This window comes from Bengtsoniella intestinalis, assembly GCF_039719005.1.
GTDB lineage: Bacteria > Bacillota > Clostridia > Oscillospirales > Oscillospiraceae > Oscillibacter > Oscillibacter intestinalis.
In genome coordinates this window covers 806,110-820,414 of record NZ_CP133584.1, presented here as the reverse complement: position 1 = coordinate 820,414, position 14,305 = coordinate 806,110, and the positions used below count along the sequence as shown (strand labels likewise).

15 protein-coding genes and 1 pseudogene are annotated in these 14,305 nt (G+C 49.0%); 14 read left to right on the top strand and 2 right to left on the bottom strand.

Annotated features, from left to right (window positions below):
- Positions 1-37: 37 nt before the first annotated feature.
- The 4 genes from RFF05_RS04075 to RFF05_RS04060 all read left to right on the top strand — a co-directional run bounded on the left by RFF05_RS04075 (position 38) and on the right by RFF05_RS04060 (position 4,215).
- Positions 38-1,798 carry a VirB4 family type IV secretion system protein gene (locus RFF05_RS04075; RefSeq protein WP_409970077.1) on the top strand — a complete coding sequence of 587 codons (1,761 nt, stop codon included), beginning with the start codon at positions 38-40 and terminating at the stop codon, positions 1,796-1,798.
- A 5-nt stretch (positions 1,799-1,803) separates the two neighbouring features.
- Positions 1,804-2,232: a hypothetical protein gene (locus tag RFF05_RS04070; protein ID WP_409969129.1), complete on the top strand. Its 429-nt coding sequence runs from the start codon at positions 1,804-1,806 to the stop codon at positions 2,230-2,232.
- Positions 2,233-2,244: 12 nt separating this feature from the next.
- The gene (locus RFF05_RS04065) at positions 2,245-2,868 is read left to right on the top strand and encodes an amidoligase family protein (RefSeq protein WP_409969128.1); all 624 of its coding nucleotides are present in this window, start codon (positions 2,245-2,247) and stop codon (positions 2,866-2,868) included.
- Between the two features lie 132 nt (positions 2,869-3,000).
- Complete coding sequence (locus tag RFF05_RS04060; RefSeq protein ID WP_409969127.1) at positions 3,001-4,215, top strand: site-specific integrase; 1,215 nt, start codon at positions 3,001-3,003, stop codon at positions 4,213-4,215.
- Between the two features lie 270 nt (positions 4,216-4,485).
- Here the strand turns inward: RFF05_RS04060 and RFF05_RS04055 are convergent, their stop codons facing one another.
- A complete protein-coding gene (locus tag RFF05_RS04055) occupies positions 4,486-5,322 on the bottom strand; it encodes an IS3 family transposase (protein WP_409970076.1) in 837 nt (278 codons plus the stop codon).
- A gap of 13 nt (positions 5,323-5,335) precedes the next feature.
- A complete protein-coding gene (locus RFF05_RS04050; RefSeq protein WP_409967184.1) occupies positions 5,336-5,662 on the bottom strand; it encodes a transposase in 327 nt (108 codons plus the stop codon).
- 149 nt (positions 5,663-5,811) lie between these two features.
- Between RFF05_RS04050 and RFF05_RS04045 the strand changes: the two genes are divergently transcribed.
- The 10 genes and pseudogenes from RFF05_RS04045 to RFF05_RS04000 all read left to right on the top strand — a co-directional run bounded on the left by RFF05_RS04045 (position 5,812) and on the right by RFF05_RS04000 (position 14,258).
- Positions 5,812-6,690 carry a tyrosine-type recombinase/integrase gene (locus tag RFF05_RS04045; protein ID WP_409969126.1) on the top strand — a complete coding sequence of 293 codons (879 nt, stop codon included), beginning with the start codon at positions 5,812-5,814 and terminating at the stop codon, positions 6,688-6,690.
- Entirely contained in the window at positions 6,677-7,696 is a 1,020-nt protein-coding gene (locus RFF05_RS04040; protein WP_409969125.1) for a site-specific integrase, read from the top strand. The genes RFF05_RS04045 and RFF05_RS04040 overlap by 14 nt, the downstream gene beginning before the upstream one ends.
- 104 nt (positions 7,697-7,800) lie before the next feature.
- Positions 7,801-8,256, top strand: a pseudogene (locus RFF05_RS04035) (amidoligase family protein); the annotation flags it as partial.
- 10 nt (positions 8,257-8,266) lie between these two features.
- The gene (locus tag RFF05_RS04030) at positions 8,267-8,758 is read left to right on the top strand and encodes a gamma-glutamylcyclotransferase family protein (RefSeq protein ID WP_409969124.1); all 492 of its coding nucleotides are present in this window, start codon (positions 8,267-8,269) and stop codon (positions 8,756-8,758) included.
- A gap of 1 nt (position 8,759) precedes the next feature.
- Complete coding sequence (locus RFF05_RS04025) at positions 8,760-9,953, top strand: hypothetical protein (protein WP_409969123.1); 1,194 nt, start codon at positions 8,760-8,762, stop codon at positions 9,951-9,953.
- Positions 9,950-10,321: a DUF3846 domain-containing protein gene (locus tag RFF05_RS04020; RefSeq protein ID WP_409969122.1), complete on the top strand. Its 372-nt coding sequence runs from the start codon at positions 9,950-9,952 to the stop codon at positions 10,319-10,321. The genes RFF05_RS04025 and RFF05_RS04020 overlap by 4 nt, the downstream gene beginning before the upstream one ends.
- A 3-nt stretch (positions 10,322-10,324) precedes the next feature.
- Positions 10,325-10,543: a DUF6103 family protein gene (locus tag RFF05_RS04015; RefSeq protein WP_409969121.1), complete on the top strand. Its 219-nt coding sequence runs from the start codon at positions 10,325-10,327 to the stop codon at positions 10,541-10,543.
- A gap of 364 nt (positions 10,544-10,907) precedes the next feature.
- The gene (locus tag RFF05_RS04010) at positions 10,908-11,336 is read left to right on the top strand and encodes a hypothetical protein (protein WP_409969120.1); all 429 of its coding nucleotides are present in this window, start codon (positions 10,908-10,910) and stop codon (positions 11,334-11,336) included.
- Positions 11,336-13,183, top strand: coding sequence for a MobP3 family relaxase (mobP3, locus tag RFF05_RS04005; RefSeq protein ID WP_409969119.1), 1,848 nt, complete (start codon positions 11,336-11,338; stop codon positions 13,181-13,183). Before RFF05_RS04010 ends, mobP3 begins: the two co-directional genes overlap by 1 nt.
- A gap of 139 nt (positions 13,184-13,322) precedes the next feature.
- Entirely contained in the window at positions 13,323-14,258 is a 936-nt protein-coding gene (locus tag RFF05_RS04000; RefSeq protein WP_409969118.1) for a DUF3991 and toprim domain-containing protein, read from the top strand.
- The last annotated feature ends 47 nt before the right edge of the window (positions 14,259-14,305 follow it).

Here is a 14,305-nt window from a genome sequence, read left to right as displayed (position 1 = left end):
TGTACACGCAGAGGGCAACGTGAAAGATTTTCTGGATATGATTGCCCCATCTGTGATGAAGTTTAATACCGACCATTTCATCTGTGGCAACACCTTCCGCTCTGTCTGGGCGTTGCGAGAGTATCCCACCGCCACCGACGAACAGGCCATCCTCCGCCACTTAGGAGAAAAGGATGGGGTTACTCTGCGTATCTACACCCGACAGGTGACGGCCAACGAGGAGAAGAAAATCATCCACAATGCCGCCAACAAAAACCGAATGCACTCCAATAACACCAACGACCTACAGCAGACCGTCACCGCCAGTAGCAACCTTCAAGATGTGGTCAATCTGGTATCCACCATGCACCGCAATCGAGAACCTCTTCTCCACTGTGCCGTCTACATCGAGCTGGTGGCCTACGACATGGATGGTCTCAAGCTGTTACAGACCGACGTGCTGACGGAGCTTGTCCGCTCCAAACTCAACGTGGACAGACTGCTTCTGCGCCAACAGGAGGGGTTCCTAGCCGTAGGCCCTGCTGGACGAAACCTGTTCGCAACCCAGTATGAACGGGTGCTTCCAGCCAGCTCTGTGGCAAACCTCTATCCCTTCAACTACAGTGGCAAGACTGACACCAACGGCTTTTATCTGGGGCGAGATAAGTTTGGTAGCAACATCATTGTGGATTTCGATAAGCGTGACGATGATAAGACCAATGCCAACATTCTGATTTTGGGCAACTCTGGGCAGGGCAAAAGCTACCTCCTCAAGCTGATTTTGTGCAACGTCCTGGCCTCTGGAAAGAACGTCATTTGCCTAGACCCAGAGCACGAATATGTAGACCTAGCCCACAATGTGGGTGGGTGCTTCATTGACCTTATGAGTGGTCAGCACATCATCAATCCCCTAGAACCTAAGACTTGGGATGAGGGCGGTAGCGATGATGCAGATGCCCCCAATACATTCAGAGAAAAAACAAAACTGAGCCAGCACATCTCCTTCCTCAAAGATTTCTTCCGCACCTACAAAGATTTTGAGGACAAGCACATCGACACCATTGAAATCATGCTGGGCAAGCTGTACACCAAGTTCGGCATCAGTGATGGCACCAACTTTGCCAGACTGACCTCCACAGACTATCCTGTCCTGTCGGACTTGTATGCCCTCATGGAGCAGGAGTACACCGACTACCAGCACCAAGGTTACCACCTCTACACGGCAGAGCTGTTGCAGGAAATTCTGTTGGGACTCCACTCCATGTGTATGGGAGCGGAGTCTAAATTCTTCAATGGACACACCAACATCGCCAGTGACAGATTTGTCGTCTTCGGTGTAAAGGGACTGTTGCAAGCCTCCAAGAATGTGAAAAATGCACTTCTCTTCAACGTGCTGTCCTTCATGAGCGACAAGCTCCTCACCGAGGGGAACACCGCCGCCAGCATCGACGAGCTGTACCTGTTCCTCACCAACCTCACCGCCATTGAGTACATCCGCAACTTTATGAAGCGAGTGCGCAAGAAGGAATCGGCGGTGATCCTTGCCAGCCAGAACCTCGAAGATTTTAATATCGAGGGCATCCGTGAACTGACCAAACCTCTGTTCTCCATCCCAACCCACGCATTTTTGTTCAACGCTGGCAACATCGACAAGCGATTTTATATCGACTCGCTCCAACTAGAGGAATCGGAATACAACCTCATCCGCTTCCCTCAGCGAGGTGTGTGCCTGTTCAAATGTGGCAACGAGCGGTACAATCTGGCCGTCCACGCACCTCACCACAAAGAAAAATTGTTCGGAAAGGCTGGTGGCCGATGAGTACCATGAAGCAGTTAAAAGCAGAGCTGATTGCCGACCTTCAACTGTGCATCAGCTACGAAGCCAATCGTGAAAATGACATCCTGTGCATGGTGGAGCGATACCTCAAGTGCAAAAAAGAGCGTGGGGATATCCTAGAGAACCTCCACAGCTTACTGGATGGCAAGCCATACCAAAACCCCTATGCCGTCTACTATTTCTATGGTCAAAAGGAAATTGAAGCCCTAGAGAAAATCCTCGAAACCTACCTTGGTGAAACGGCAAATATACTGGACTTCATCCGCACCATCACCCAAATCAATGCACTCCATGCCCAGTGCAGTGGGGAGCTGATTGATGAGTGGCGCTCTATCACACTGGAGGAATTTCTGTTGTTGGGAGCCAGCACCATGCCGTTGGCAGAGGACTTGCTGGCCACCCACAAACGCTGGTAAGGTGGTGTTGCAATGGATTTAAGAGAGCAGAACTTCGGCATTGAAATCGAAATGACAGGGCTGACTCGCAGCGAGGCCGCCAGCGCCGTGGCAAATTATTTTGATACAGGAGTCACCCATGAGGGCAATGGTTACGACACCTATGCGGTGAGAGATACCAGTGGCCGAAAGTGGAAACTGATGAGCGACTCTAGCATCACACCCCAACGCATGGTGGACGGCAGAAAAATCATGGCAGGGAGCGAATACAAAGTGGAGCTGGTCAGCCCTATCTGCACCTACGAGGACATCCCAACTGTACAGGAGCTGGTGCGAACCCTCCGTGGTGCTGGAGGGTTTTGCAACAAGAGCTGTGGTATCCATATCCACATCAATGCCGCCCCCTTTGAAGCCAAACAGCTTCGCAACTTGGTCAATATTGTAGCCGCCAAAGAGGACATGATCTATCGTGCCCTGCAGGTGGATGGGCGACGTGAGGATCACTACTGCCAAAAGGTTGACCGCTATTTTCTGGAGTCTATCAATCGCAATCGGTCTCTCACCATGGAGAAATTACAGTCCCATTGGTACAACGGATGCGACGGAAGTCATATGCACTACCACGATAGTCGCTACCATTGTCTTTATGCACAGTAATGTATTATGCTGAGTAACTGGCTGGAACCGCCAAGGATTCACATTATCTTCCCCAAATACTACGCATAATCCAGTATAGTAAACCTATGGGCACTACGCTGTGCCTAATTTACTATACTGGAGGAAATGCAAATGAAATCAGAGCTACGCACAATGACAATCGCCCAAATAACTTCAGCGGCAGCAACTCAACTTATTAACAATGGCTACAGTGAAAACTATCGAGCTACAATCACAGGCATTTACAACAAATTTTCAAAGTATTGCCTTGCCAAGGGCGAACTCACCTATTCCACAGCATTGGGACAACAGTTTTTTACTGAATGCTATCCCAGCAGCCGTGTTCGTGAGGATAGACGAAATGTTGTGGATCGTGCAATGCAGATATTGGCTGATATTTTTGAATTCGGAACGCTTGTCATTCGCAGGCGGCAGGAACGTCAATTCCCCAAACAATTTTCAGAAGACTGTGCTGCATATTTGAAAAAACTACAGCTCAATGGGTGTAGCAAAAATACCATCAAGAGTAAAACTCATTCGCTTTACAACTTAACTGAGTTTCTGAGCGGTATAGGAGTCATGGCATCATCAGAATTGACTCTCATGCACATGAACGAATACATTAAATCTGTGCTTTGCAATTACTGCCAAAGTTCGGCGGCCACTCGCTTGAGAGATGCAAAGGGTTTTCTTGAGTTTTTATTTCTTGACGGCAGAATTGGGACGGATATTGCAATTAAATTAATCAAACTTCCGACGAAAATAGCCCCTGTATTTCTTCCATCATCGTTTAACCCAGAGGATATCAAACAATTACTTGCCACCATAGACAGAAGTAGTCCCACTGGAAAACGTGCCTATGCAGTCATTCTCCTTGTGGCTAAAACAGGGTTACGGCTGAGTGATATGCAAAATCTTCAATTTCACAATCTGGATTGGGAGCAGAATACAATACGAATTACCCAAGTCAAAACAAAAGAACCTCTCGTGTTGCCATTGCTTCCTGATGTAGGGTGGGCTCTGATTGATTACATCCAACACGGCAGACCAGTTAGCAAATCACCCTATATCTTTTTGCAAGAGCGAGCACCTTTTAGCCCACTGCAAAATTTTGACAATATTTTAGTGAAACATCTTCGCCTAGCTGGAATTTCAACGCAATACGTTCGCCACCACGGACTTCACGCTTTGCGGCATGGTCTAGCAACAACACTTCTAGCACAAGAGACTCCAATTCATGTCATACAGAGCGTTTTGGGTCATGTAAATATAGAATCTACACAAAAATATACTGCTGTGGATATTGGTCAGCTTAGAATGTGCGCATTGGAGGTGCCAAATCCATGAAATCAGGACTGCTAAAATTACATTGTCAAAGTCCTCTTGCAAGTTATGCAGTGGAGTATATTATAATGGTCCCCCTGTCAAGACCACTTCCTCAAAATTTATCGTGAACACAACAACCTATTTTGCTTCCTGAGCCAAGCCTGGTTGGAGTCACCTCCGGGGTAGCCGCCCGAAGGGTTGCCTTGACCGTCTGGGTCAGGCTGGTACAATGGGCAAGGCGAGGGGAACGGCCTCCTCCTACAACCCACGACCTCCCGTCGCCACCATCTCTCAACCAGCCTGAGCCAGACTGTCAAGGTGGTTGGTTGGCGTTGCGAAGGCTGCCCCATACACAGCCTCTGGGGTCTGATTTTCCAGTGCTTGGTGGGGCCTGACGGTGTTGTATTGCTTGATATAATTGGCGATTCCACGGCGCAACGCCCTGGGATTATGATATTCGTTGAGGTAAATTTCCTCCGTTTTCAGGCTGCGGAACCACCGTTCAATCATGATATTATCCGCCCAACGGGACTTGCCGTCCATGCTTTGAGTGATGTGATTTTGCTTCAAATATTCCTTATATTGGGAGCTCGTAAACTGACAGCCCTGGTCAGAATTGAGAAAAGCGGGGGTGCCGTGGCTAGAAATTGCGTCGCTGACAGCCTGGATGACGTTGTTGGCGTCCAGCGTGTCGGACAGATTCCAGCCCACAATCAGGCGGCTATACCAGTCAATAATCGCCGTCAAATACATGTGCCCGTGGTGCATTTTGATATAAGTGATGTCGATTGACCACACTTGGTTTGGGAATAAAACAGCCTTATTTCTCAGCAAATATGGCACAATAGACTCTTTAAAGTTACGTTTCGAAAGATTTGCCTTGGGATAGAGAGCATGGATTCCCATCTCACACATCAGTCGCCTAACCAGCTTGCGACCCACAAAAATCTGGTCGCTGGCCAGCTTGGTCACCAGCTTTCGAGAGCCGATGTAGGGCATTTGGGTGTGCCAGTAGTCGATGCGTGCCATGATGTGCTCCCGCCAGCGCTTGGCCTCCTGGTCGACCTCCACAGGCTGGTAGTAGACCTGCCCTCGGGGCAGTCCCAGCAACTCGCATTGGCGGCGGATGGACAGGTCTGCGTCAGTCCTGAGGGAACTTGGGGACGGGGATGCCGCAGTCCCGAAAGGCGCCCTGAATAAAGTCTCGCTCCAGCGTCAATTGGCCGATGGTTCGGAGCATCTGCTCCTTCTCTTTCTTCAGGGCAACCTCCTTCCGATGTGCTTCTTTGACCTGTTTTTTCTCGTCAAACACCTGACTGGCATTGGATATAAATTCCTTCTTCCAGTTGCGAATCATGTTGGGATTGATCCCCTGCTCGGCGGCGATCACGTTTAATTCCTTCTCTCCTTGGAGGACTTCTAGGACGATCTTGGCCTTATATTCGGCGCTGTAACTGCTTCGTGGCATGATATGTTCTCCTCTCGTTTATCGTTTTTGATATTGTATCACGTTCACGATAATTTTTCGAGTGGTGGTTTGGTTTCTAGGGTCCATTATATATTGAACAAAAACGAGCGTTGGGTGCAAAATGCTGTGGCGAAGTAGAGCTACTCAATATGTTTGATGATTTTTGCATGGAACATAATCTTGATCAGCCCTTGTTGCCACAGACGCTATTCGATTTATGGTGTGAAAAACGTCCCCACGAAAATGGGACAACACATCGTATGCGAGTACAACAGATACGGCAATTTTCAAAGTTTTTGACCAATAACGGCATTGAGGCACCAACTGTATTTCTGCCATTGCCACAGATAGACAAAACATTTCTGCCTTATATTTTCACGCACGATGAAATCCAACGCTTGCTTACGGCTGTGGACAGAATTAAACCTTGCACCCATCATGGTCGAGAGTCCTTGGTTCATCTTGTCATGCCATTGCTGTTTAGAATATTGTATTGTTGTGGATTGCGGATTGGTGAAGCACTTAAAATTAAAACGGAGGATGTAGACTTCCATAGAGGAACACTTCGGTTGACAGAAACCAAGAATAATCGTGAACGCTTGGTGCCAATGTCTGCAACATTAACACAAATGTGCAGGGCATATTTCGCCAATCCGCTGGTTCAAAGTTATGGTAGTGCATATTTTTTCCCTGCCACAGATCGCTCCCATTATGCCACGTGTACCGCATATGAGTATTTTCGCAAAAGCCTATTTATTGCGCAAATCGGACACGGCGGTCGTGGCAAAGGTCCACGATTACACGATATTCGCCACACGATGGCTGTACACACATTGAGTCAATGGACTGCCGAGGGCAAAGATATTTATACTGCGCTGCCAATCCTTATGACATACCTTGGGCATAGCAGCATACGGTCAACGGAAAAATATTTGCGTCTGGTGCCAGAGTCATATGCACAGATTACAGTTCCTTTCGAGACGAACTTTGGAGATGTATTCCCGGAGGTGACCGATGAAAACCAATGATTTTTCATACTATTTAAGTCGCTATTTCACAACATACCTTGTTGGACAGCGTAATTTAAGTGCCAATACCGTTTCAGCATATCGGGATACATTTTCTAAATTTCTTCAGTTTTATCAGGAGCAGGGTGTTACACCTAATAAACTGCGCTTCACTCATATCACCAGAGATACTGTAGAACATTTCTTAACATGGCTGGAGGAGGATCAAGGGTGCGGTATTGCCACTCGCAATCATCGATTAGCAGGCATCAAGTCATTTTTCAAATATGTGCAAATTGTTTGCCCTGACCAGCTGTTGCTTTGCGGTGAAATTATCAATGGCATCCATAGCAAAAAGAGTCCAAAACCCGTCATCCAGTATCTTGATAAAAATGGAATTACGCTATTACTTGCACAGCCTAACCTGTCCACTATTTATGGCCGTAGAGATTTGGCGATTTTGGTGCTTCTGTATGATGCTGGAGCAAGAGTGCAAGAACTTTGTGATTTGACACAGCAGAATCTTCGATTAGATGGGTTGCCGACTGTCACATTGACAGGAAAAGGTAATAAATCACGATTTGTTCCCCTTTCTACGCAGACGGCTCAAATTTTGCGGAAATATACAAAAGAACAGCGCTTTAAACTTCCTAATCACATGGAGCAACCTCTCTTTGCAAATCGACAGGGCCGAAAACTTACACGTGGAGGAGTCTCTTGGATACTGGACAAGTACGTCAAAAAGGCCAATGAATCTACACCACTGGCACTTCCTACCACCCTAACGCCACATTGCTTGCGGCACTCCAAAGCCATGCACCTACTAGAATCTGGGAGCAATCTCATCTATATTCGTGATTTTTTAGGACACGAGGAAGTGAACACTACTCAAATTTATGCAAAGGCAAACCCTGAAGTTAAGCGTGCGGCCCTTGAAAAGGTATACCAGTCACCCGATATGCCACAATTGTCCAACTGGAACAACGACCCAATACTACTGAATTTTTTGAAATCGCTAGGCACATAATCTGATTATTATGCTGAGCAATCTATGGACAATCTCATTGATATTGAGAGGTTGCTAGGTTACTCAGCATAATACGTTACTGTGCATAAAGGCAATTATGTTCAGCTGAACATAATTGCCTCAACCTCCATTCTGTGTTTCAGAAAGGCACCATCGAGTTCCGAGCCTTCAATGCCAACCTCCACGCAGGGAAAATCAAAGCCTACATCCAGTTTTGTATGGGGATGACGGCACAGGCCCACAACCAGAGCTATGCCAGCCCCAATAAAACTGTGTCCACCAACGACAAGTATACCTTCCGAGTTTGGCTGTTGCGGTTGGGCATGATTGGCGATGAATTTAAGTCAGCTCGAAAGCATCTGCTGGGACATCTGGAGGGCAACATCGCTTGGAAAGACCCAGCCCAAGCACAGGCACAAAAGGAGCGACTCCGTGCCAAGCGAGAGAAAGAGCTGGCAGAGCAAGCCAAAGAACAAGAGCTAGAACAGGAACAGCCCACCGAGGATCAGCAGGAGCAGACAGAGGATGCCCCTGCTTTTTCTATGTCTATGACCATGTGAAGGAGAAATTATGAGCAAAGAAAAAATCTACATTGCCTACGGAAGTAACCTCAATTTACCCCAAATGTCCATGCGGTGCCCCGATGCAAAAATCCTCGGCACCTCTGAAATAGAGGGCTACGAACTGGTGTTCCGTGGCTCCAAGACTGGCTCCTATGCCACCATCGAACCCTGCGAGGGAGCCACTGTCCCTGTGCTATTGTGGAGCATCACCCCTCACGATGAGAAGATGCTAGATGTCTATGAGGGCTACCCATCATTCTACGAAAAGGAGCATATGACACTGCCCTTAGACGGCAAGGAGGTCACCGCCATGGTCTACATCATGCCTAGCCATCATGTGCTAGGTATGCCCAGTCAGCGGTACATTGACACCATCGTCGAGGGATATGAAACAGCAGACTTCGATGTGGACATTCTCTATGATGCCCTAGATAAAACGGAGCAACGGATGGAGCAAGAGCCACAGCAAACCGCCCTGTTCCAGCAAGGGTGGTGGTGACATGGCGGCCATTTCTGGTGCTATGATTGCCAAAGTTGCGACCCAAGTTCTATCCAATGAAAAACTGCGCAACACCGCTGGATGGATTGCCGTTGCCATCTTCTCGCCTCTGATTTTGGTGGCTGTGATTATCTGTGGCCTCCTCTCTGGCACCTCAGACCACAATCAAACTACGGTGGATTACTGCTTTTATGGGGGCACCACTAGCACCTCAACCCCCACGGAATACCAGAGCCACATCGATGCCATTCAAGACAGCTTTACTGTGATTGACCTCGCTGTAGCGAAGGTCAATGGACTTATCAGTGGCGACGATGGACTGGACAACACACAGGTCAAGTCTGTGTTCTACACCCTCTACTTCGGCACGGATGAACTACCCGGCGACGAGGAATTGGAGGAATTTGTAGACAGCTTTGTGGAGTACGAGGAGGTGGTGAATACCATCGTCAATGCCGATGGCACCACCAGTGAGGAGAGTTATATCATCGCCAAGCTACTGGATATGAGTGACGTGTATGAAAATTTCTCCACCGTCATAACCCTAGCCCAGCAGGAGAGCATCAACACCATCTATGCCCAAGTCACCAGTGCTGGGGACAGCTTCAGTGGTGACTTCCAGTATGGAACTGGCGGTAGCACCGTCATTGACATCAGCGGATTTACCGACACCACCACCAAAAATAACCTCGATCTAGCCGCCTATGCCCAGCAAGCGTGGAGCAATCAGTGGGGCTACGTCTGGGGCACTTGCGGATGGATATTGACTCCCTCCATGCTGGCTTCCAAGGTCATTCAATACCCAGATGGGGTGGGCACCTACCAAGATTTCATCTCTGAAAATTGGCTGAATGGTCGCACCACCGACTGTGTGGGACTCATCAAAGGCTACGGCTGGTTGGACTGCGACACCCTAGAAATCGGCTATGCCACCAATGGTATGCCCGACATTGGTGCCGACCAAATGTACGCAGTGGCAACGGTGAAAGGGTCTATCTCCACCATGCCAGAAACCGTGGGACTGGCTGTTTGGAAGGACGGTCACATCGGTGTGTACATCGGCAATGGCTACGTCATCGAAGCCATGAGCACCCAATATGGCGTGGTGAAAACAAAACTATCCGACCGTTCATGGACGGCATGGCTGGAAGTTCCCTATATCAATTACATCGACACGGAGGAAAGTGAAGTATGAAAATTCTGAAAATCGAGGTGGGGAAAGCACCCACCATCAAAGAAATACCCAACACATTGACAGCGTTGCAGGCCGAGGTGAGTGGGCTCATCGAGCCTATTTGTCTGGGGGATGGATGCATCTTGGTGGGCAACGAGGAGGGTAAAATCAACGGCATGGAACCCAATCGTTGGCTTGGGAACAGCGACATTGTCTGCGGTCCCTTTTTTATTTGTGGCGATGACGGCGAGGATTTCACCTCCCTCACTGACCAGCAAATCGAAAAATACTCGGAAGTTTTTTCCGAGGTGCCAGTGTTTTCTGGTGAGGAGTCAGAGCTAAAACCTCGTGCAACCATCATTGGATTTGATTTTATGAAGGGGATGTAAGCGATGAAAAAAGAAAACATTACCGTCAGCATGGAGCAGGAAAAGCTCCGAGCCATCAAGCGATACATGGCAAAAAAGGATGCGGACATTGAGAAAGAATTGCAGTCCGCTCTGCAGAAACTCTATGAAAAATATGTGCCATCGGCAGTGCAGGAGTACATCGATGAATCCTCGACAACAGCGGATGGGAGCAGACGAACTGGGACGACTACTGAACACTGACCCCCACGTTGCCCCGTTGTTGCCCCTGTGTGCCCAGTTCAGTGGCAACTGAGGGCAGGGATACCCTTAGCACGGTGAAATGCCGTGTCGAGGGCGTGTTCCAGAGAAGAACAAAACCAACCGTACAGACCACCGAGAACGTAGTGAACCCCCCTGTCGAAAAGAGAGCAGGATAAAGGCAGGTGGTCGCAAGCGACCTCTGCCAGCCACATTGCCCAGCAGTGCTGGGCATTTGAGGGATAGCCCTTAGGTGGTCGGAATGTCCCGTTGACACAGCTTAGGTGGTCGAAATTCCTAAAAAGCCAGCAACCACAAGAAAATCAACGACCACCTCAAGGTGGTCACAGCCAAAAAGGAGGCCAATATGACCGAAAACAAGACAATTCAAAACAAGGAACGAACCGCAGTGTGGCTCTATCCCCAGACCATGGAACGTATGGATGGGAGCCTCACCAATGCCAACTGTAAGAGTCGCAGTGAGTTCATCGAAAATGCACTGCACTTTTACATGGGTTTTTTGGATAGCCAAAGTGCCGCCCCATTTCTGTCCCAAGCCATTTTGGATGCAGTCCAAGGCACCCTGCAAATCTCCGAACATCGAGTGTCCAACAATCTCTTCCGTCTGTCGGTGGAGATGAACATGATGATGCACCTTCTCGCCACTACGCTGGAGGTCACCGATGAGGAACTGCGCAGTCTCCGTAGTCGCTGTGCCCGTGAAGTAAAGCAGACCAAAGGGCGCATCACCGTGGACGATGCAATCGCCTTTCAACAGGGCGACTACCTCGACTGATGGCGAGAATCATTTTGAAGTGCCCCTACATCAAAGGCGGTGGCAGAGGGGCTGTCCATGTTGGCAACATGGTAAAATACATCGCCACCCGTGAGGGTGTCCAAAGAGTGCAAACTGGCAAGGAGGATTTGAGTGCCACCCAAAAGCAACAGCAGTTCATCGCCCAAGTCCTTCGTGATTTTCCAGACAGCAAGAACACCCATGAGTATGATGACTACCTCAGAGAGCCTACCCGTGGCAATGCCACAGAGTTCATCACAGCGGCCTTAGAACAGAACGCTCACAAATTGGTAGGCAAGCAAAAATATCTGGACTACATCGCCAACCGTCCAAGGGTGGAAAAGATAGACACCCATGGTCTGTTCACCAACGGCAACAAGCCGTTGGTGTTGGCAGAGGTGGCAAGGGAGCTGTCCGCCCATGAGGGAAATCTGTGGACACCCATCATTTCTCTCCGTCGTGAAGATGCCCAGCGATTGGGTTACGAGTCTGCATCCCAGTGGCAGTCCATCCTCCAAGGTAAAGCAATGGAAATTGCGAGCAGTCTAAAAATCCCACATGAGCATTTCCGTTGGTGCGCAGCCTTCCACAATGAGAGTCATCACCCCCACGTCCACATGATTTGCTACAGTACCGCACCCACAGATGGCTACCTCAGTAAAGTGGGCATCGAAAAAATGAAGTCCTCTCTGGCAAGAGAAATTTTCAAGCAAGACCTTGTACCCATTTATGCTGAGAAAACCGTGCGACGTGACACCACAAAAAAGCAGACCAAACAGGCGATGCAAGCTGTCATCGCTGAGATGAAACATGGTGTGGTGCGCAACGAAAAAATAGAGCAGCTCATCACCCATCTGGCAGATCGTCTGCAGTACACTAGTGGCAAAAAACAGTACGGATATCTCCATGCCAACCTCAAAAATATCGTAGACGAGATTGTGGATGAGCTAGGCCGTCAGGACTCTGTGGAAAAAGCATATCAGCTGTGGTGGGAGATGAAGACCAATGTGGAAATGACCTACACCGCCTCGCCCTCAGAAATCTTGCCCCTGTCCCAGTGCGCAGAATTTAAGTCCATCAAGAACATGGTCATCCAAGAGGCCATGAGCATTCTCCAAGGTGACATGACCTTCGAGGAGTCTCCCAAAGAGGAACACGAAATCCCCACACCAACAACAGAAACCCTTGGCAATCAAGAATTTTTCACAGGGAAGAAATATGTGGAGGGCGATGGAGTCCTTCGTGATGTGGAGCGAGGGATAGAGCTGTTGACTCGTTCAGCAGATAGCGGAAATGCTTACGCACAGTATGCCCTTGCCGCACTCTATCTGAAAGACAAAGAGGTGCCACGAGATGTAGAAAAAGCACTGGACTACCTCCAAAGAGCATCGGAGCAAAACCATCCCTATGCCCACTATCGACTGGGCAAGCTCTATCTCTCCGGCGAGGATGTTCCCAAGGACACCAGTAAGGCGGTGGAACACTTCACCCAGTCAGCCAACGCTGGGCACCCCTATGCCCAATACACCCTTGGCAAGCTGTACCTCATGGGCGAGGACGTGGAGCAGGACAGAGAACAGGCCTATGAGTGGTTTCAAAAATCCGCAGAGCAAGGCAATCAATATGCGCAGTTTTTTGTGGACAACCCAGATAAATTCCAAAGCCCCTCTGCACTCATGTCTGCCACCAGACTGCTCCACCATGCCAGTCGAGTGTTCGAGGACAAATCTCCCCTACGCACTCCAGTGGGGCTCCACATTGATAGAAAACGAAGATTGGTGCTGTCCAAGAAGAAACAAGCCCAAGGTCATAAGCGAGATGACTATGCCCCAGAACTATCACTATAACCATGGAGGGTCTTTATGAAAAAACCTAAAATACAACCCAAAGGAATTCCTAAACTTAATACCCAAACCAAGAAAGGCTACCTCATCAAAAAGGTAGCCTTTCACCGTAAGGTCAGAAAGAGATCGTAAGGAGGATGCCATGGGGAAATACATTCATTTCACCGAGGAGGAAAAGAACCGAGCCAACGAGGTTGACCTTGTGGATTTTCTCCGCTACCAAGGGGAACGACTGGTCTCCAGCGGACGAGAAAAACGGCTTACCTCCAACCACAGCATCACTGTCCGTGGCAACGAGTGGTATGACCATGCCACCGAAAGAGGTGGCTATGCCATCGACTTCGTAAAAAGTCACTATGGCCTATCCTTTCCAGATGCCGTCCTCATGTTGCTAGGTGGAGAACAGAAATTGTCCTATCGCCCAGCCAGCGAGAAGCCCATAGAGAAAAAACCCTTCGCTCTGCCACCGCCCAATCGAGATATGCGGAGGGTCTATGCCTACCTCATCAAGAGCCGCCATCTCAGCCGTGAGGTGGTACACTGCTTTGCTCAAGCCAACTTGCTGTACGAAAGCCGTGAGCTGTCTGCCGACGGCATGACAGAATACCACAACGCAATCTTCGTCGGTGTGGACGAAGCAGGCATCCCTCGCCATGCCCACAAGCGTGGACTCTATACCGAGGGCAAAGGGTTCAAAGGCAATGTGGAGGGTTCCTCCCCAGCCCACTGCTTTCACTATGTGGGAAGTAGCGACCACCTGTATGTTTTTGAGGCCCCCATTGATATGCTGTCTTTCCTAACCCTCTACCCCCAGAGCTGGCAGGATCACAGCTATGTTTCCCTCTGCGGAGTGGGGTCTCAGTCCATGCTGTGGATGCTAGAAACCTACCCACATCTCCAGACTGTCGCTCTCTGTTTAGACAACGACACCCCAGGCCACAAGGCAAGTAGCAGATTAGAAACCCAGCTTCAAGAACAGGGCTACACCGTGGAACGCTGCCTGTCCCAAGGAAAGGATTGGAACGAGGATATTAGTCAAACGACACAATTAGCAGGTTATTCAATGGAAATGAGATAGTTTGCTGGAAAGGAATCGTCGTGAATGAATCTATTTTTACGTTAATC